At 63.0% G+C, this 18,166-nt stretch carries 15 protein-coding genes; 4 read left to right on the top strand and 11 right to left on the bottom strand.

Annotated elements, in window-relative coordinates:
* Positions 1 to 378: 378 nt before the first annotated feature.
* On the bottom strand, positions 379 to 1,770 hold the full coding sequence (locus AC6H34_RS31770; protein WP_497541662.1) for an NAD-dependent succinate-semialdehyde dehydrogenase: 1,392 nt from the start codon (positions 1,768 to 1,770) through the stop codon (positions 379 to 381).
* Positions 1,771 to 2,211: 441 nt separating this feature from the next.
* On the opposite strand from AC6H34_RS31770, the gene AC6H34_RS31765 reads away from it, so the two are divergent.
* A complete protein-coding gene (locus tag AC6H34_RS31765) occupies positions 2,212 to 2,472 on the top strand; it encodes a hypothetical protein (protein WP_497541661.1) in 261 nt (86 codons plus the stop codon).
* Here AC6H34_RS31765 and AC6H34_RS31760 read toward each other — a convergent pair.
* The 9 genes from AC6H34_RS31760 to AC6H34_RS31720 all read right to left on the bottom strand — a co-directional run bounded on the left by AC6H34_RS31760 (position 2,469) and on the right by AC6H34_RS31720 (position 13,830).
* Positions 2,469 to 3,680: an ROK family protein gene (locus AC6H34_RS31760; RefSeq protein WP_497541660.1), complete on the bottom strand. Its 1,212-nt coding sequence runs from the start codon at positions 3,678 to 3,680 to the stop codon at positions 2,469 to 2,471. The genes AC6H34_RS31765 and AC6H34_RS31760 overlap by 4 nt on opposite strands.
* A 174-nt stretch (positions 3,681 to 3,854) precedes the next feature.
* A complete protein-coding gene (locus AC6H34_RS31755) occupies positions 3,855 to 4,928 on the bottom strand; it encodes a threonine aldolase family protein (protein ID WP_497541659.1) in 1,074 nt (357 codons plus the stop codon).
* Positions 4,928 to 6,496 (bottom strand): GMC family oxidoreductase, encoded by a 1,569-nt coding sequence (locus AC6H34_RS31750; protein WP_497541658.1) that lies wholly within the window; start codon positions 6,494 to 6,496, stop codon positions 4,928 to 4,930. Before AC6H34_RS31750 ends, AC6H34_RS31755 begins: the two co-directional genes overlap by 1 nt.
* Before the next feature lie 59 nt (positions 6,497 to 6,555).
* Positions 6,556 to 7,302: an SDR family NAD(P)-dependent oxidoreductase gene (locus AC6H34_RS31745; protein WP_497541657.1), complete on the bottom strand. Its 747-nt coding sequence runs from the start codon at positions 7,300 to 7,302 to the stop codon at positions 6,556 to 6,558.
* Between the two features lie 16 nt (positions 7,303 to 7,318).
* Positions 7,319 to 8,068, bottom strand: coding sequence for an MBL fold metallo-hydrolase (locus AC6H34_RS31740; protein WP_497541656.1), 750 nt, complete (start codon positions 8,066 to 8,068; stop codon positions 7,319 to 7,321).
* Between the two features lie 9 nt (positions 8,069 to 8,077).
* Positions 8,078 to 9,292: an acetylornithine deacetylase gene (argE, locus tag AC6H34_RS31735; RefSeq protein WP_497541655.1), complete on the bottom strand. Its 1,215-nt coding sequence runs from the start codon at positions 9,290 to 9,292 to the stop codon at positions 8,078 to 8,080.
* On the bottom strand, positions 9,289 to 10,257 hold the full coding sequence (locus tag AC6H34_RS31730) for an ABC transporter permease (RefSeq protein ID WP_497541654.1): 969 nt from the start codon (positions 10,255 to 10,257) through the stop codon (positions 9,289 to 9,291). Before AC6H34_RS31730 ends, argE begins: the two co-directional genes overlap by 4 nt.
* A complete protein-coding gene (locus AC6H34_RS31725) occupies positions 10,254 to 12,785 on the bottom strand; it encodes an ATP-binding cassette domain-containing protein (RefSeq protein ID WP_497541653.1) in 2,532 nt (843 codons plus the stop codon). The genes AC6H34_RS31730 and AC6H34_RS31725 overlap by 4 nt, the downstream gene beginning before the upstream one ends.
* Positions 12,786 to 12,801: 16 nt before the next feature.
* Positions 12,802 to 13,830, bottom strand: coding sequence for a sugar ABC transporter substrate-binding protein (locus AC6H34_RS31720; protein ID WP_497541652.1), 1,029 nt, complete (start codon positions 13,828 to 13,830; stop codon positions 12,802 to 12,804).
* A 167-nt stretch (positions 13,831 to 13,997) separates the two neighbouring features.
* Between AC6H34_RS31720 and AC6H34_RS31715 the strand changes: the two genes are divergently transcribed.
* Positions 13,998 to 14,768 carry an IclR family transcriptional regulator gene (locus AC6H34_RS31715; RefSeq protein WP_497541651.1) on the top strand — a complete coding sequence of 257 codons (771 nt, stop codon included), beginning with the start codon at positions 13,998 to 14,000 and terminating at the stop codon, positions 14,766 to 14,768.
* An 83-nt stretch (positions 14,769 to 14,851) separates the two neighbouring features.
* On the opposite strand, the gene AC6H34_RS31710 is transcribed toward AC6H34_RS31715, so the two are convergent.
* Positions 14,852 to 15,577 carry a GntR family transcriptional regulator gene (locus tag AC6H34_RS31710; protein ID WP_497541650.1) on the bottom strand — a complete coding sequence of 242 codons (726 nt, stop codon included), beginning with the start codon at positions 15,575 to 15,577 and terminating at the stop codon, positions 14,852 to 14,854.
* 330 nt (positions 15,578 to 15,907) lie between these two features.
* Between AC6H34_RS31710 and AC6H34_RS31705 the strand changes: the two genes are divergently transcribed.
* A complete protein-coding gene (locus AC6H34_RS31705) occupies positions 15,908 to 17,242 on the top strand; it encodes an ABC transporter substrate-binding protein (protein WP_497541649.1) in 1,335 nt (444 codons plus the stop codon).
* Between the two features lie 43 nt (positions 17,243 to 17,285).
* A complete protein-coding gene (locus tag AC6H34_RS31700) occupies positions 17,286 to 18,164 on the top strand; it encodes an ABC transporter permease (RefSeq protein WP_497541648.1) in 879 nt (292 codons plus the stop codon).
* The last annotated feature ends 2 nt before the right edge of the window (positions 18,165 to 18,166 follow it).

The following is an 18,166-nucleotide window of genomic DNA, read 5'->3' as shown; positions in this document are numbered from 1 at the left end:
AAAATATAAATATGTCTGATTTCATACTTAAATATAACGGCCGACCTTTCTGAAGCCGGCCGCCCAATCGTCGGCGGACGTAGGGGCATTCCGGATCTGCCAGGATCGACGAGGATCCCGCATCGGGTCAGCTTGTAAGGTGATTTCTTGTCGCGGCGCTCGAGACGGGAGCGATATGCGGGACGTGCGGCAGGCGCAATCGCTTCGACACAAGCATCGTGGAAACAGGCGAAATTGCTCAGGTACCGCTTGCCGATGCGTGTCTTTCGGCTGCGGCATAAGAAGGCCAGACCGCGGAACGGGCAGGTCGCGCAGCTCGCTTGATGCCGCGCGCGCCCGGCCGAAAGTGGGGCGCAGTATGCGCCCCGCCTGGTCGGTTTAGAAATGCGCGTCGATATCGACGACGTCGATCAGCTTGTGATTGACGAATTCCTTGAGGCCGAGGCCGAGCAATTCGCGGCCGTAGCCGGAGCGGCGGATGCCGCCGAACGGCAAGTCCGCCTCAACCTTGGTTGGATGGTTGACGAAGACCATGCCGGTCGAGATTCGCTTGGCGACTTCCCTGCCATGAACCGGGTCTGAGGTGAAGACGGACCCGCCCAAGCCGAAGGGAGAATCATTTGCGATACGCACGGCATCGTTCTCATCCCTCGCCCGGAAGAGCATAGACACCGGGCCAAAGAATTCCCAATAGCGCACGGGATTGTCCTCGGTGACGCCGGTCAGGATCGTCGGCTGAACGAAGGCGCCCTGGTTGGGAACCGGCGGCCCGACTTCCTCGGCGCTGGCACCGAGCTTCACCGCTTCGCGGATCTTGTCCTTTACCTCATCAGCCGCCCCCTTGGACGACAGCGGGGCCAGCGTCGTCTTCGGATCGAAGGGGTCGCCGGCGACAAGGCCGGAAACGCCCTTCCGATATCGGCTCAGAAATTCGTCATAGATCGGATCGACGATGATCATCCGCTTCGAGGACACGCAGACCTGGCCACCGTTCCAGTGACGGCCGAAGACCGCCCACTTGGTGGTCTTCTCCAGATCGGCATCCGCCAATACGACGAAGGCGTCTGCACCTCCGAGCTCCATCGTGGATTTCTTGAGCGCCTTGCCGGCCTGTGCCGCAACGACCGAGCCCGCGCCCTCCGAACCGGTGAGAGCGACGCCATGAACCCGGTCGTCGTTGAGGATCAACTCGATCTGCGAGCGCGTGGCATAGAGATTCCTGAACGCCCCCCTGGGCAGGCCGGCTTCCGCCATGAGCTTCTCGAATGCAGCAGCGCTTTGGGGGACGTTCGAAGCGTGTTTGAGCAGAAGCGTATTGCCCGCGGCGAGTTGCGGAGCAAGGATACGGGCGATCTGGTAGTAGGGAAAGTTCCAGGGTTCGATGGCCAGAAGGACGCCGAGAGGCTCGTGAACGAGAATGGCATCGCCTTCCGCCGGGTCCAGGACCGGCAATTTCTCGGGCCTGAGCAACTCCTCGGCATGGCGGACATAATATTCGAAGATCTTTGCCGACAGCTCGACCTCGGCCTTTGCCTCGGTGAACAGCTTGCCCATCTCGAGCGTGAGGAGCTTGGCATAGGCATCGCTATCACGGCGCAGGATATCGGCCGCCTTCTGAAGAATCGCGCCACGCTCGGCAAAGGATGTCGCACGCCACTTCAGGAATGTTTCGTGAGCTCCGCCGACCGCCGATCGCACTTCGTCGTCAGTCGCGTCGGGGAAATTGGCAAGGATCTCGCCGGTGTAGGGATTGATCGTCTGATAGGCCATTTGTCATTCTCCTTTCGAATGCATCTTGCCTTGGGCCATCGCGGCAGGCCGCAGCGGCCGAATCTTTCACGGACCGGGTCCGGGTCGGGACCGCCCGGGCGTTGCGCACGCCCCTCGGGCCGTTTTCCTCGACGACGAGCGGGGTCTGGACGCCGGGACAGCCTTTGCCCGGCTCACGTCCAACCACGTCGATTTGCTGGATCTCGCCCACCCATGACCGGGTTGCGGGCAGCGCGGTCATACGACCAGTCAGCTCAGACGGCCGGGCACTCGGGCCTGCTACGGGACGGTTCGCGAATTTGACGTCGATGATGGAAAGGTGGCACCTGGAGGCTGGGCATCGGCAAATGTGGTCGCCCGCCCGGTATCAGCCGTCAGTGCCAGGACCGGAACCATCGCCCCCCACGCCTCGTGCGGTACTCTCTCTTTAAAAATAGCGACATGAACAACCATCGTTCGCACAGCTCCGAAGGCAATCAAATTCTACAAAATCCGGGGCTATTAGAGGTGCACGGTGTCGGGCCCACATTGATCGTGATCAAATGCCGGCCAAGAATCGCTCATGCCAGCCAAATCGCCGATGTGCCGCTGCCATTCAGGGGCGTGATTCAGCAAACGCCGTGGGATTTACCGGCGACGTTTCAACCGACCCATGAAACACTCTGGGAAGTACGGTCGCCTTTCGGCACGGCGCCGGCCTAGGCCGGTGCAAGAAAACGGCGGACGGTATCGCCGATGCACTCGTCCCCAAGCCGGGTGGCGACGACCATCTGTGCCGCACCGAGCAGGACACAGGTATCCAGATCGGCCTTGGCGGTATCGACGATCAAGTCGCGCATGACCAGGGGAAGGGATCGCTGATACAGGAGTTCCTTCAGGCCGGTCATGAGATATTCGTCGGCGCGAGAAAGGGTTCCGCCGACGATGATGGCGGCAGGGTTGAGGACGCAGCCGATGTCGCCGATGACCTTTCCGAGGATGCGTCCAGCTTCCCGCAGACCTTGAATCGCTTCGGGGCGGCCGTTTCTCACCAGTTCCACGATATCCCGAGCACCTTCCGCCCGTATACCCATCGATCTCAGGTCGCGGGCGATCGCCCAGCCCGATGCACGGGCCTCAAGGCAACCTAGCTTGCCGCAACGGCAAAGAGGGCCGCCGACGGAATCGACCTGGATGTGTCCGATTTCGCCGGCGGCGCCCCGCACACCCCGGTAGATCTGGCCGCCCGCAATGATACCGCTGCCGATGCCGGTGCCCGCCTTCACGAAGAAGAGGTGTCGCACATCTCGCCAATGGCGATGGTGCTCCGAGATCGCCATGAGGTTGACCTCGTTCTCCACCAGGACCGGCACGGCGGTGCGCGATGCGAACCAGGACTGTATGTCGAAGTCGGCCCATCCCGTCATCACGGAGGGGGCCACGACGCGACTGGTGTCGAAGTCGATCTGGGCGGGAAGGCCCAGGCCGATCCCCAGGACGTCGCGAAAGCTCTTGCCAATCGATTGAAGAAGGCCTTCGAACCCGCTCATGATCCAGCGCAGGGCCGGCTCGGGACCGTGGTGGATGTCGAGGATGTCTCGGCCCTCGGCGAGAATGTTCGCATTAAGGTCGGTAACAGCCAGATGAGTGTGCTTTTCGCCGACATCGGCGGCAAGGGTGAGGGCAAAGGCAGGATTGAGCTGCAGCAGACGGGTCGGCCGGCCACGGCCGGCCTGGGTTTCCGTGCGCTCGACGACAAACTCGTTCCGGAGCAAGGATTGCAGATGTTCCGTCACCGTCGACCGGCTCCATCCGGTTTCATCGACGAGTTCCAGGCGGGTTCGGGCGCTTCCGGATGCGATCAGGGCCAGAAGCCTGGCCATGGCGTTGAGACTTAGGGACCGGGTGGTGTCTTCCGATACGCCGTGCACCCGCCGATCCTCCTCCGTGAGCCATGTCGAGTTGTGGAGGAATTTAATGACGATTTCGAACTTAAATCGAGGTTTTTTTGTGTGTTTCCCTCTATTAATTCCGGAGGCTGGGATCAACGGGCAAGACCCGTTCGGCTAGCCCCGGCGCCCATCGGAAACGTCCGGTGCCCACCGTCACCGCAAAGCCTTCACCAGGGCATCGACGGCGGCACCCGTGGTGGAGAATGAAGCCACAAATCGGACGATAGCCCTGTCTTCCTGAACGCCGCGCGTCCATTTTGCGAAGCCGAAGCCTTTTGCCTGCAACTGAGACGCAAGTTCGTCCGGCATGTAAACGAAAACCTCGTTTGCCTGCACCGGCTCGACCAGGTCGACACCCGGCGTGACCGCCAGCGCTCCTGCAATTTCCTGGGCCAAGCCATTGGCACGCCGTGCGTTTCGAAGCCACAAGCCGTTGTCGAGATAGGCGAGGAGCTGGGCCCCGATGAAACGGCTTTTCGACCACAGATGCCCGGATCGCTTGCGCATGGCGGCGAGGGCACCGGCGCGGCCGGTATCGAACAGGACGACAGCCTCCGCTGCCATGGCTCCGTTCTTGGTCGCCCCAAAGGAAAGAGCGTGGATACCAGCCTTCCATGTCATCTGCGCTGGGGTGCAGCCGAGCGTTACCAGGGCGTTGGCAAATCGAGCGCCATCCATGTGCACGAACATGTCGCGGCTCCTCGCGAACTCACCAATCTCCTCGATGTCATTCAGGCTATAGACGAGGCCCCATTCCGTGGCCTGGGACAGACTTATGGTGCTGGGTTGCGCCGTCTGGAACCCTTCGGCTCTGGCTCGCCGCACGATGCGATCGAGTTCCTCCACCGTGAGCTTGCCACCATGCGAGGGCAGCCCCCACAACTTCGCTCCACCCGTGAAGAATTCGGGCGCGCCACGTTCGTCGGTGTTGATATGGGCGATATCGGCGCACAACGTGCTGCAATAAGGCGGCGTCAACACCGACAGGGCCAGCGCGTTCGCCGCAGTGCCCGTTGCAACCGGCAGGACGACCAGATCCGTTTCGAAGATGTCGCGGAAGCGAGCCGTGAGCCGCGCCGTCCATGGATCCGAACCGTAGGAACTGGCATTGCCGCTGTTGGCCTCGACGAGTGCCGCCATGATTTCCGGTGAAACGCCGGAAATGTTGTCGCTTGCAAAATTCAGCTCGCCCAAATCGTGATCATGCTTGGCGGTTGGGTCGTGCATCAGGCGGACCTGCGAATGTCGTCGGCGATCTTCTCACCGATCATGATGATCGACAGGTTGGTATTGGCCTGGCAATCGAGAGGCATGACGGAACCGTCCACGACGAGCAGGCCTTCGACGTCGCGAACGCGGCATCGAAGATCCAGCACGGCATTCCTGTCCCCGTCCGGCCCCATGCAACAACCGCCAAGGCCATGCTGCGCATCGGAGCTGTGCTCAAGGAGAAGGTCGTTGACCTCCTCGTCACTCGCCTGATCGAGCCAGTCAAGAGCCAGGTCGGTGTCCGCCAGCGTCATTCGCTCGGTCAGGCGCCGGAGCGGGGCCTGTCCGGCGATCCGGCCGAGATGGCGGTAGGCCAGGCGCATGCGCTCGAGATCGAGCGGGTGATCGAGCATGTTCTCCTCGATGATCGGCTGGTCCTGAAGCCTCGGGGAGGAAAGCCGCACGGAGCCGCGGCTCTTCGCCTCCATCAGGATGAGGTTGACCATGGCCTCGCCGAATTGGGCACTGTCGGGGCGAACGCCGACGCCGCCGTGATTCATGGCATTGAAAAGGATGTCGTGCGGCGTGCCGCCTGGAATCCCGGAACTCATCTTGATGCAGCAATTGGTATGGCGGCCGTCGACGTCGGTGACCTTGAACTCGGGTCGCAGATGAAGCTCGATGCGACAGTAGGGATGATCGAAGAAACCCTCGCCGACCGGCAGGTCGGCAATGACGGGAATGCCGTGCGCCTGCAGCAGCGCAGCCGGGCCCAGTCCCGAGCGCTGAAGGATGACCGGCGAATGGATCGCACCAGCGGAGACCACCACCATCGGGGCCTTGAACTCCGTCACCTCGCCCGCGACGAGGGCCCGCACGCCCACGGCCGTCCTGCCCTCGAACAGGACCTTCTCCACCGTCGCCTCCCCGATGACGGTGAGGTTCTCGCGTGCGCGCGCCGGTTCGAGATAGCCGTCATTGACCGAGACCCGCTGGCCGTCGCGGCTGTTGATGGCATAGGTGCATACGCCCTCCGCCTCGGGCGCGTTCAGATCATCGTGCCAGGCATGACCAAGCGCCAGGGCGCTGTCGCGCATGGCAAGGTCGACATGGCCCCATTTGTCGAAGGGGGCGCGGTAGATCGGGATCGGACCGCCCTTTCCGTGATAGGGCGCCTCGATCGGATCGTCCTCGAGCTTGTTGAAGAAGGGAAGGACGTCGGCCCCCGACCAACCCACACACCCTGCCTCTGCCCAGCGGTCAAAAGCAGACAGGACACCGCGTATCGCGATCTGGGCATTCACCGCGCTCGAGCCGCCCAGGCCCTTGCCACGCCAATAGATGCGATGATCCTGCCTGTGGGTGCGGCGCGCCATGAGGTCGGCGTACATGTAGGCCTTCTGAAACTGCTCGGGCAGGATCAGGTTGAAGACGTTGGCACTCGCCATTTCGGGCGGCTGCTCAGCGCTTCGATAGCTGGGACCGGCCTCCAGCAGCAGCACCCGGCGATGCCGGTCCTCACTGAGGCGGGCGGCGACGACAGCGCCGGCCGAGCCGGCACCAACCACGATGACGTCGTAGGTCATGGAGACATTCCTCATACTCGCGGCGCATCGAGCACGCCTGCTTCAGGGTGAGCGTCGTTCTAGTTCAGGATTTGTGCGAGCATCCCGCCGTCAACGACGAGGTCGACGCCGCTGACGAAACCGTTTTCCGGAGCAGCCAGAAACAAGGCAGCCGATGCGATATCTGCGGGAAGGCCCGGCTTTCCGGCCGGCATCACACGACTGAATATCCGATCCAGGTCCGGGGTCTCGAACTTCTCCCTGAGAGGCGGCGTGACGATCGGCCCCGGCGCGATCATGTTGACCGTGATGCCGTAGGGGGCAAGGTCGACGGCCGCCGAACGCGTCAGCATGCGCACGCCGCCCTTGCTGCTGGCATAGGGGGCCGCCTCGCGCTCCGAGGCGAAGGAATTGACGGAACCGATCAATACAATCCGCCCCTTCGTGTGGTTCGACACCATACGCGAGGCGGCGGCACGGCTGGCGAGGAAGGAACCCGTGAGATTGACGTCGATATACTGGCGCCAGTTCGTCGAGCTGACCTCGTGGAACGGAGCGCTAACGCCAAGGCGCGCCGCACAGTGAACGAGAATGTCTATCGGCCCGCATTCCGCGGCGACCCGGTCGAAAGCCGCCTCGACCGAAACTTCATCCGAGACGTCGCAATTGTAGAAGCGCAATCGGCCGGCCGGCTGCCGCTGCTCGGGTGTGCGTATGTCGAGAATGGCGACGAGGGCGCCCTGCTCGGCGAAGGCCTGCGCCACCGCAGCACCAATTCCGCTCGCCCCACCGGTTACGATGGCAACCTTGTTTTCGAATTTGCTCATATGCGCGCCTTCCTGGTCAGACATTCACGAACTCGACCGGTCGCGGCGTCTTCAACCGGTCGAGATCGGCGATCGCGACCGCGGCATGGCGCCGGCCGCCATGACGCACGAAGAAGCCGTGGCCGGGCAACAGCATCTCGAAATCCAGGTCTCCCAGTTTTCGTATGCTGACGGCCGACTGGCGGACGTCGAAATCGTAGGTTCCCTGGTAGATGATCCTGCCGGAATGAAGCATGGCATCTCCCGTCACGAGTGCGGCAAGACCCGGCTGGCGCACGAGGAAAGAGAAGTGATCGAGGCTATGGCCGGGCGTCGCGATCGGCTCGATGGCCAGCCGACCCACAAGCTCCACCTGTCGATCTGAGAAGATCGCGTCGGGGACCGGCGTGCTGTAGGTGAAATTCTCGGGATAGACTCCCGCTTTCCTCGCGACATCGAGGCTGAAGGCGGCCTCCCCGGCTTCCAGCAATTCCGCCGTCGACCTGCTGCACAGGACCTTGCAACCGGTGCGCTTCCTCAGCTCCGCGGCGCCCGCCGAATGATCGCCATGGGCATGAGTGAGGAAGATGTGGCCAAGCCCCTCGGGCGACAGGCCATCCTCCTCCATCCGGGCGAGGATGGCATCGACATCGAGGCCGGCGCCGCTGTCGAACAGGACGAGGCCCTGGCCCGTGTCGAAGAGCCAGCAGTTGCAGTCGAGGTCATGGGTGAGCGAACAGCCCTGCACGCCCGATCCGACCAAATAGACGTTGGGAGCGACCCGCACATGATCCTCCTAGGCTCGAAAGTCGGCGGCGACATTCAGGGTGATCAGGCGCGCGAGATAGTCCAGGCACGCTCCGATCTGCTCGGTTGAGATCCACTCGTCGGCCGTGTGGGCCTGCTCGATGTTGCCCGGGCCGCAGACGACCGTCGGATAACCGGCTTGCTGATAGATGCCGGCCTCGGTGCCGTAGGAGACGCCCTGCGTCTGGTTGTGACCGGTCGCCTGCAGAACCATGGCGCTGGCGAGGGAGTGCGGATCGGAGACCAGCGGCGGGGAATCCCAGACGCATCGGGTCGTGATGGTTGGTTCGGCGCCTTCACGCCCTCCATAGCGTGCAAGGACTTGCTCGACGTGCTGATCGAAAGCAAGCCTCATGGCCTGCGTCTGCTCCGGCAGGATGGGGCGCATTTCCCACTCGATCGTACAGTCAGGAGCAACGATGTTGCGGACGTGGCCGCCATGCACGGTACCGACATTGATGGAAGGGTAGGGGTAGGGGAAGGCCTCGTCTGCCGGTAGTTCCTTTTGCCTCGCACCCAGCGTTTCAAGAAAACCGATGACATGTGCGGCAATGCTGATCGCGCTGGTACCGAGATGGACTTGTGAGGAATGAGCCGCCTGGCCCGCGACCTCGGTGGTGAAGCCCACCGAGCCCTTGTGACGATCAATGACGGCCAGGCGCGTGGGTTCGCCCACGAAGATCGCAGCCGGCCGAAGATCATTCTGGCTCATGAATGCCACGAGTTCATGAGCGCCGATACAGCCCACCTCCTCGTCGAAGGTGACGGCGACATGAAGCGGACGCGACAGGGTCCGGACGTCGAGACGCGCCAGCACCGCCATCACGCATGCCAGATAACCCTTCATGTCGGACGTACCGCGGCCGTAGAGTTTGTCGCCTTCCCGCGTCAATGCAAAGGGAGGGCGGGTCCAGTGCTGGCCATCCGTCGGCACGACGTCGACATGACCGGAGAACACCAGTCCGTTCCGTGTTCCCGGCCCGAGCGTGACCCAAAGGTTTTGCTTGTCCTGATCCTTGGCGGCTATGACCTGCGCGCTCGCGCCTAGCGCTCGGAAGTAGTCGGCGATATAGGCCACCGCATCCTTGTTGGACCTGGAACTCACGGTGTCGAAGGATATGAGGCGCGCGAGTATGTCGATTGCCGCGTCCACGACCGTCACGTCCCGATCGCCCGCCATAGCGCGCCTTCCATCAATATTCATTGGGTGTCTTCCTGGAGTATCTTGCCCCGCAGCCGGGTAATGCCGACATCGCAGACAAGTGCCGCGATCACGAGGGCGCCTTTCATGAGGTCTATGCTCGACGGATCGATTCCGACGACGCGCAGGGCGTTGGCGAAGAGACTCACCATCAATGTTCCCGCCACGACGCCGATCACGGTTCCACGTCCCCCGAAGATGCTGGTTCCGCCGAGAACGCAGGAGGCGATCGCATCGAGCAGCAGCGACTGGCCACCGAGGTTCGGGGTCACGATAGGCGTACGCGCAATCAGCATCGTGGCGGACAGGAAGGTGAAGCAGGAAGCCGTGACATAGGCGAGCAGCAGCACGCGACGGGTCGAAATGCTGGCCAGCCCGGTCGCCACGGGGTCCGATCCCGTGGCGTAGATCCGCAGCCCGAAGCGGGTGTGGTGCATCAGGACATAGGCAACACACACAACTGCGAGTGCGACGAGGATCGACACCGGAATGCCGTGGAACTGGCCGATGCCGAACCATTTCAGTCCCGGATCGCTGAGGACATAGACCCCGCGTGTCGCCAGGAGCAGGCTGACGCCCTGGATGCAGGACATGGTCGCCAGTGTGGCGATGAAGGCCGGCAGCTGGAAGAAGGTCACCAGCAAGCCGTTGACCGTACCGATCAGGACCACGGCGGCAAGGCCCACGGCCAAGGACGGCAGGATGGGAAACCCCGCAGCGAGCATGCTCGCGATCACGATGCTTCCCAGAGTCACGGACACGCCGGCCGAAAGATCGATGCCGCCCGTCAGGAGCACGATGAAGGCGCCAAGCGCGAGAAGCATGATCGGCACGCTCTGGGCGAGAACGGTCAGGAGATTCTGCAGGGTGAGGATACGGCCATCGATGAGCCCGCAGGCAATGATGACAAGGAGGAGGAGACCGATCGGGCCGGCATTCACGGTCCAACCCCGTAGACGCTGCGTCATGGGATGTGCTCCTCGGCTGCCTCATGGGTTGACTTCGCCGAGGTCGCGAAGGCCAGTTCCATGACCGCCTCTTCGCTTACACCCCTGGGCAGTTCACCAACGCTGCGGCCTTCGCGGATCACGATGATACGGTCGGATACGCCGAGCAGTTCCGGGAGCTCGCTGGAAACGAGCAGAATGGCGGCGCCGGCCGTCTTGAGTTCTCCGATCACTGCATGAATCTCAGACTTCGCGCCGACATCGACGCCACTGGTCGGCTCGTCGAGCAGGATGATCGTCGGATCGACGGCCAGCCATTTGCCGATTACAACCTTCTGCTGATTGCCGCCGGAGAGGGTCCCGGCCATCTTCGACGGATCGGGCGGACGGATATCGAGGCGCCGGATCAGCTCGGCGGCAGTCCTTCGAAGCGCGGAGACGGAAACGGTGCCAAGGCGCCGATGACGGCCCATCCAGACAAGGCCCAGATTGTCGGCAACGCTGAGGCCGCCGACCAGCCCCTCCAAGCGGCGATCCTCGGGGATGAAGGCGACGCCCTTCCTGGCAGCTCGCGTAGAATCGCCCGGCGTCATGTTGGCACCGCGCAGTTCTATGCGCCCGCCCGAGAAGCCATCCAACCCGGCGATGCAGCGCAGGATGTCGCTGCGCCCGCTGCCCATCAGGCCTGCGAGGCCGACAACCTCTCCCTGGCGAAGGGTCAGCGAGACGTCCTTCAACAGCCCATCGGTCTTGAGGTGTTCGACATCCACCACGGTTTCTCCCAGGCGGGCCTCCCGCCAGGGAAATACGTTCTCGAGTGCGCGGCCGACCATCATGTGGACGAGCTGACGGTCGGTCGTATCTGCCATCGGCACGTCCCCGACCAGCCTTCCGTCCCGCAGGACGACGGCGCGGCTGGCGAGGGCTCGGACCTCTTCCATCTTGTGCGAGATATAGAGAACACAGCAGCCCCGGGCTGCAAGCCTGCGCACGATTGCGTAAAGCCGATCGCGCTCCCTATTGCTGAGGGCGCTCGTCGGCTCGTCCATCACGATCAGCCATGCCGAGGAAAGGAGCGCCTTGGCGACCTCCAGCATCTGACGTTCACCGACGGTGAGGTGCCTGACGGGCGTGTCCACGGAGGCCTCGAGACCGACCTCCGCCAGCGCCAGGCGAGCCTTGCTGCGCATTCGCGCGCGCCTGAGAAAGCCGAAGTGATGGGGCTCGTTGCCCAGGCTGAGGCTTTCGGCGATCGTAAGGTCGGGCACCAGGCTGAAATGCTGGTGGATGACGGCGATGTCGGAGGTCGCGTCGGTGTCGGACAGTGCGGATTGGCCATATCTTACCTTGCCGCCATCCGGAACGTAGACGCCGGAAATACACTTCACGAGCGTCGATTTGCCGGCGCCATTCTCGCCCATCAGGGCCACGACTTCCCCGCCTTGCAGGCGGAAGGAAACTTCGTTGAGGACCTTGATGCCGGAGAATTGCTTCGTCAGTCCTGTGATTTCGAGCGTCCGAGGGGTCGGGCTGCGCGCGGCGAGCGACGCGGCGGCGGAACCGCGAGGCCGGAGGAAAGCCAGCCAGGACAGGTCGCCCCGAAGCAACACGGCGATCAGGATCAGTCCCCCCGAAACCATATAGACGATCTGCTGGGAGAACTGCAGGAAGGCAAGGCCGCTGGTGATCGTGCCGACGGCGATAGCCCCCAGCAGGGTGCCCACCGCGGAGCCCTTGCCACCGGCCAGGCTTGCCCCTCCGACGACGGCGGCCGTGATCGCGGCGAATTCGAGACCATTGCCGGCAAGGGGTTGGGCGGAGCCAAGCCGCCCGATTGCGATGATCGCGGCTATGCCGGCCGAGGCGCCGCAGAAGATGTAGGTAAGGGAGCGGATCCTGGTGACCGGAATGAGGGACGCCCTCGCAGCAACGGCATTGCCGCCGACAGCGAACATCGAGCGTCCGATCACGCTGTACCGGAGCAGGACAAACCAGGCCGCGCAAAGAATGAGGACAATCAGCAATCCTGCCGGGAGGCCGATGAAGCGGCCCTGCCCAAGCCACAGCAGGAGAGGATCGGCGACCAGAATGCTGGAGGCATGCGAGAGGCTGAGAGCCGCCCCCTTCGCCAGCGCCATCGTCCCCAGTGTCGCGATGAACGGGCTGATGCCGAGCCCCGCGACGAGAACCGCGTTCAAGCCGCCGAAGAGTGCGCCGCAGCCGACCGCAGCGACGATGGCCAGGAGGCCGGATCCCGTGGCGCCCAGAACCATGGCTGCGACGATGCCGCTCGCCGCCATGGCGCCTCCGACCGAGATATCGATACCGCGTGCGATGATGACGCCGGTCATGCCGAACGCCACGGTCGCCACGATCGCGCTTTGCTGGCCAATATCGAGCAGATTGTCGATGGCGAGGAAGGCCGGGCGGGCAAACGCGAAGCCCGCGACCGCGACTGCGATCAGGACGACGAGCACGAGCTCGTCGCGCATCGCCGAAGGCAGGTAGGCTGCCGTTCGGCGGGACTGTTCCGACAAAGCGCGCGCCACGGTCGCCGGCCTCCGCTCAGTGACCGACGCTCATTGCCGAGCTGGGCTTGGACGGGCCGAACTCGTTCGAATAATCCTTGGCGAGCTGCTGGGCCTTTTCAGGCGTGACATAGCTGATCTTGTCTCCGGATGCGTTGACCTTCTCGGCAGTCGCGTCCGTCATGATCAGGTAGGTCGGCATATAGAGGTCGTTGGGAAGCTTCTCCCCCTTGGCGAGCCGGGCCGCCACGGCAATATTCCAGTATCCCACCCGGTAGGCCCCGGTCAGGACGTCGATGACCATCGAGTTGTCCTGAAACAGGGGGGCCATCTCGGCATCGCCGTCGAAGCCTGCATATTTGAGCGGCTTGCCGGCTGCCTGCGCGACCGAGGACGCCCCGAGGAGCTGCGTGTCGGACATGCTCCAGATGCCCTTCAGGTCGGGATAGGTCGATAGCCATGTCTGGGCCACGTCGGAGCCCTTCGAAGGATCCCATCCGGCCGGCTGGATGCCGACCACCTTGATATCTGGAAACTCCTTTTTGATCGTGTCGACGAAGCCCTTCTCGCGGGTGTCGGAGACATAGTTGCCGCGCGCGCCGATCAAGGCGGCGATCTCTCCCTTGCCGTCGAGCGAGCGAGCCAGGGCGCGAGCCGTCTGGGCAGCATCGGAGGCGTCGGGATAGAGGGTCGAATAATTGCCGCCCGCCTCGACCTTATTTCCCATCGTGATGACGCTGATGCCCGCGTCCTGCGCTTTCTTCAGCACGGGGACGAGCGCGTTCTTGTCGAGCGGATCCACCAGGATCGCGCTTGCCTTCTGATTGATGAGGTTTTCGATGAGGGAGACCTGCTTTTCCAGGCTTCCCTCGGCACTCTGCCAGGACGTGGTGACGCCATAGTCCTTGGCTGCAACATCGCCGGCTTCCTTCATGCGCACGAAGAAAGAACTTTGCAGATCGATAGCGACGACGCCGATAACCTTGTCTTGCGCGTAGGCGCAGGTCGCCAGCAATCCTGCGGCGGCCGCCAGCATCAGGGTACGAAAGGCACGACTGGTCTTCATGATTATTCCCTCTGTGTTTGGAACAGGATGGTCCACGGCTTTTTGTTCTCCGCCGCGTTGCCAGCCGCGGCGGCATGTTGGATAAATGCCACCACACTTCGCTTCACATGTAAAGCGCAATTCGTATATGAAGTGATCAATTGCGGGAGGATCGCGCCGAAATGTCCATGGACGAGCCAATCAATGAAAAGTCCTATTCGGCCCCGGCTTTGGAGAAGGGACTGGATATTCTGGAAGCGATGGCCGAGCGGGCGAGCCCACTGTCGGTCCGCGACCTCGCCGACGGCCTTGGCCGCAGCAAGAACGAGATCTTCCGCATGATCCACGTGCTCATCGCGCGGGGTTATGTGGAACGCGACGGCGAAACCGACGAGATCACGCTGACCAACAAACTCTTCGCACTCGGGCTGCGCACGCCACAGTCGAAGGTCCTCATGGCCGTCGCCCTGCCCGAGATGCAGAAACTGGCGGACGAGGTGCAACAGACGCCCCATGTCGTCATCGTTCATCGCGGCCGGACGGTGACACTGGGGCACATACCGGCCAACCCGGACATCACCTTCAACATGAATACCGGCTATGGCCGCCTGGCGTCCGATGCCACCACCGGCACGGTCATCATGGCATTTCAGCCAGAGGCAAGGCGCCAGCAGATGTTTGCCGACTGCGACAGGCAGGCGGGAACGCCGATCGACAGGACGGCACTCGAAGAGGTCTTGGCCGAGATCCGCGTGCGCGGCTATGTGCTCCGCAAGAGCACCGACTGGGCCGGCATCATCGACGTTTGCTGTCCCATTCGCGATTCACAGGGACACGCGGTGGCCTGCATCATCGTGACGGTCGTCGATCGGGTTCGGCAAGCACAAGATTACGAGCGTATACTTGAGGCACTCAGGCTGACCTGCGCGCGCATCGAGCGGACACTCTATCCGATCTGAGCCTGGCCTGTGGCTGCGCCGGCCGAAAAGAGCATCCTGGCCCGTGCAGGATGCCGCCGGACACACGCTGCTCGGGTGCGTGGTCATGCCGGCAGGCTGCCGACGGCCTTGCTGAGGATCTCGCGCGTCGTCTGGCCGGTCCTAAGGTCGTGCTGATAAAGGATATGGCCGGCCTGGGCCGCGTCCCTGGCAATAAAAGCGGCCATCAGGGCCTCATGCTCCGCCATTGCCTCATTCCAGCGCTCGTTCGAGGCGAGGGCCGTATACCGGCCCCAGCGGGCGCGCAGCATCAGCCCGGCATGGGTTGCGATCAGCGTGGCATTCTTCGATGCGGCGACGATCAGCATGTGGATCTGGTGGTTCAGCGCGAAATATTCGTGCCGTTCGCCGGCATGGAAATGGGCCGCCATGCGCTCGTGTAGCTTCTGCAGGCGCTGCATGTCCCTGCTCGTCATCCGCGCCGCCGCCAGTTCGGCGGCGAGACGCTCGAGACCACTGATGACCTCGAACAGCTCGATGACTCCTTCCGGCGTCTGCCGACCCACCCTGGCCCCGCGGCCCGGGAGGAGTTCCACCAGCCCCTCGTTCGCCAGGAGCTTCAACGCCTCGCGCAGCGGTGTTCGCGAGACCCGGAGGCGCTGTGCAAGATTGATCTCGTGGAGCCGCGCGCCCGCCGCGATCTCGCCTTCGACGATCATGTCGCGCAGCCGGTCGACCACCTCGGCATGGAGGGGTCGAGGCCGGGCGATGGCCAGGGACCGGTCGTCGTTCGAGGGGGGCCGTGCGGCCGGATCCAAACCATCGGACACCTGATCCTCCCTCTCGCCAGTTTTCACGATCATCCTGCCGCCCCGTATCGACTTTCTCATCGCCGGACCTGATTCCGCCTCTTCAACTCTATGCCAGAAAATTACAATTGCCGAAAATGCATGCAAAAAGCGACCCGAATGCCAAAAATTTTTGCATACAGAATTATGATTATAATAATATAAATCAATAAGTTAAGTTAAATAAAAAATGGCATGACGCTTGCATGTATCCGGCGAGTGCGGCGGAGTCCGGTCGAAACCGGTTCGACAAGCGGCAGCCGCGGATCGTCTTCAATCGAATGGCGTGCCCAGCCAAGTCAGGAGAATCAGATGCAGATCAAGTCGACCCCGGGGGCCACAAAGGCGATCGGCCATTACGCACGGCGGCTCATTCAGGCGGCCGCCGCAATCGCCCTGCTGGCTTCACCGGGCCTCGCCGCGGCGGCAGACCGTTTTGTACCGACCAGTCCGGAACCCGGCGTAGAGATACCGGCAGCCGCCATCAAGTTCGGCATGCGCCCCTATGCCGACAATACCTTCTACTACATCGCCATGAAGAAAGGCTGGTTCGACGAGGTGGGCATCACCTTCGATCCCGCCCCCTATGGCATGAAGGCCAACGATTCCAACGTCACGACGCTGCTGCTGAATGGCCAGCTCGACATCATTTCCGAATTCTGCCCGTTGATGCTGCCGACCTACAAGGACGCGGCCACGCTCAAATGCATCGGGTTCACCGACGACTTTCTCGCCAACGCCATCCTCGCCAATCCGGCCCTCAAGCTGAAGTCCTTCAAGGACTACATCGCCGAGGGCAAGAGCTACGAGGAGGCCCTGAAGGCGGCGCTCGCCCCGATGAAGGGCAAGACCCTGACCGGCGCGCCGCAACTGAGCGACCGGGCCTTCGAGGAATACCTCAACAAGACTTCGGGTGCCGGCTTCAAGCTGCAGGTCCTCGACGATTCCAAGGCCCTGGTGCTGGCCAAGGCAGGCCGGCTTGACTTCCTGAATCCGGAGGGTGCGCCCATTGTCTATACGCTGCGCCAGGCGGGCTGGACCAGCCTGGTCGATATCGGCGATCTCATCAAATACGGCCCCGGCGGCATCGATTCCCCGATCGAGCCACTGATCGGCATCGTGGGCGTCGGCGCCAACGGCGACTATGTCAACAGGAACCCCAATACCGTTCTGCGCTTCATGTCCGTCGTCTGGCGCACCATCGAGGCCACGAGGAAGGACCCGTCCCTGTTCGAGCTCCAGGCGCCCTATCTGAACAGCGTCGCGGGCACGGATCTCGACGGCAAGGGTGTCGAGCAGACCATCAAGATCCTCGACCCGCTGACGCCCTTTGCGGAGAACGCCCGCTACTATGACGATCCCAAATCGACGACCTATTTCAAGAATGTCTGGGGAGCCGTCATCAAGGATTTCGAAGCGCACAAGGTGATCCCCACGGGCAAGGTGACGCCCGAGGACGTCGTGTGGGGCGCCGATATCTGGCACCTGATGGTCGACTACAAGAAGAAGTCGGATGATCTGCTCGCCAAGCTGAACGGCGGATCGCTCGGCGCCGACAAGCAAGCGCTGGTGAAGAAGGCGAAGGAGCTCTACGACGCCTACGACTTCCTCGATTCATATCGCCTGCTGACGGCGGCTGCGTCGTGACATGAGGGAGGGATCGGAAACCGGGCCGGCAGCTCCCCTGGGCATGGCGGCCCCATCCGCAGGCGGCAGAACCGGCGCTGCCAAGGTCCGTTCCCTGCCGGCCTGGCGTATGGCGCTGACCAAGCTGGCGACCGCCGCGGATCCGCTGCGCCTTGCCGGCATCGTGCTCTTCCTGCTGGTCTGGCAGGGGCTCAGCGCCGTCGTCCCACCCATCATCCTGCCTTCGCCCCTGGCGGCACTGGAACGACTTCAGGCCAGCTTCTGGGATGCGCCGGAGATGGCCTATTTCGGCATCGCCGAGCCGAACTTCTACGCCAATCTCGTCTACACCGCGCAGAACGTGGCCATCGCCGTGGCCGCAGGCGCGGCGATCGGCATCGTGGCGGGACTGGTGAGCGCCCGCTACGGCCTCTTCCGCGCCGTCGTCGATCCGTTCATGATGACGGCAGGCACCGTGCCGATCCTGGTAGCCGCCCCGTTCCTGCTGATCTGGTTCGGCGTCGGCCGGGCGAGCGCGGTTTGCCTCGTCATCTTCTATGTCACCGTGATGCTCTACGTCTTCGCGCAACGCGCGGCGTCGAACGTCAACCCGATCTATGAGGATTTCGCGCGCACGCTCGGGGCGAGCCGACGCCGGATCGTCACCGATATACTCATTCCCGCCACCGTGCCGGAGATCCTCGGCGGCCTGCGCATCGCACTCGCCGGGGCCTGGGGACTGGAAGCGATCTCCGAGCTTCTCGGCTCGCAGGAGGGCATGGGCAAGATTCTCGAAGTCCTGGCCGGCGCCACGGACACGGAAGGGATCATGGCGGCGCTGCTGCTCCTCGGCTTCTGCGCCATCCTGGCCGATGCAGTTGCCGCCTGGACGGTAAGGCGCCTGGCATCCTGGAGCGCCAGCCAGTCAAACGAAAGGACCTGACC

The sequence above is a fragment of the Labrys sp. ALF-8 genome, from assembly GCF_059699065.1.
The sequence above is the reverse complement of the archived record's forward strand: the minus strand, read 5'-3'. Positions and strand labels throughout refer to the sequence as shown.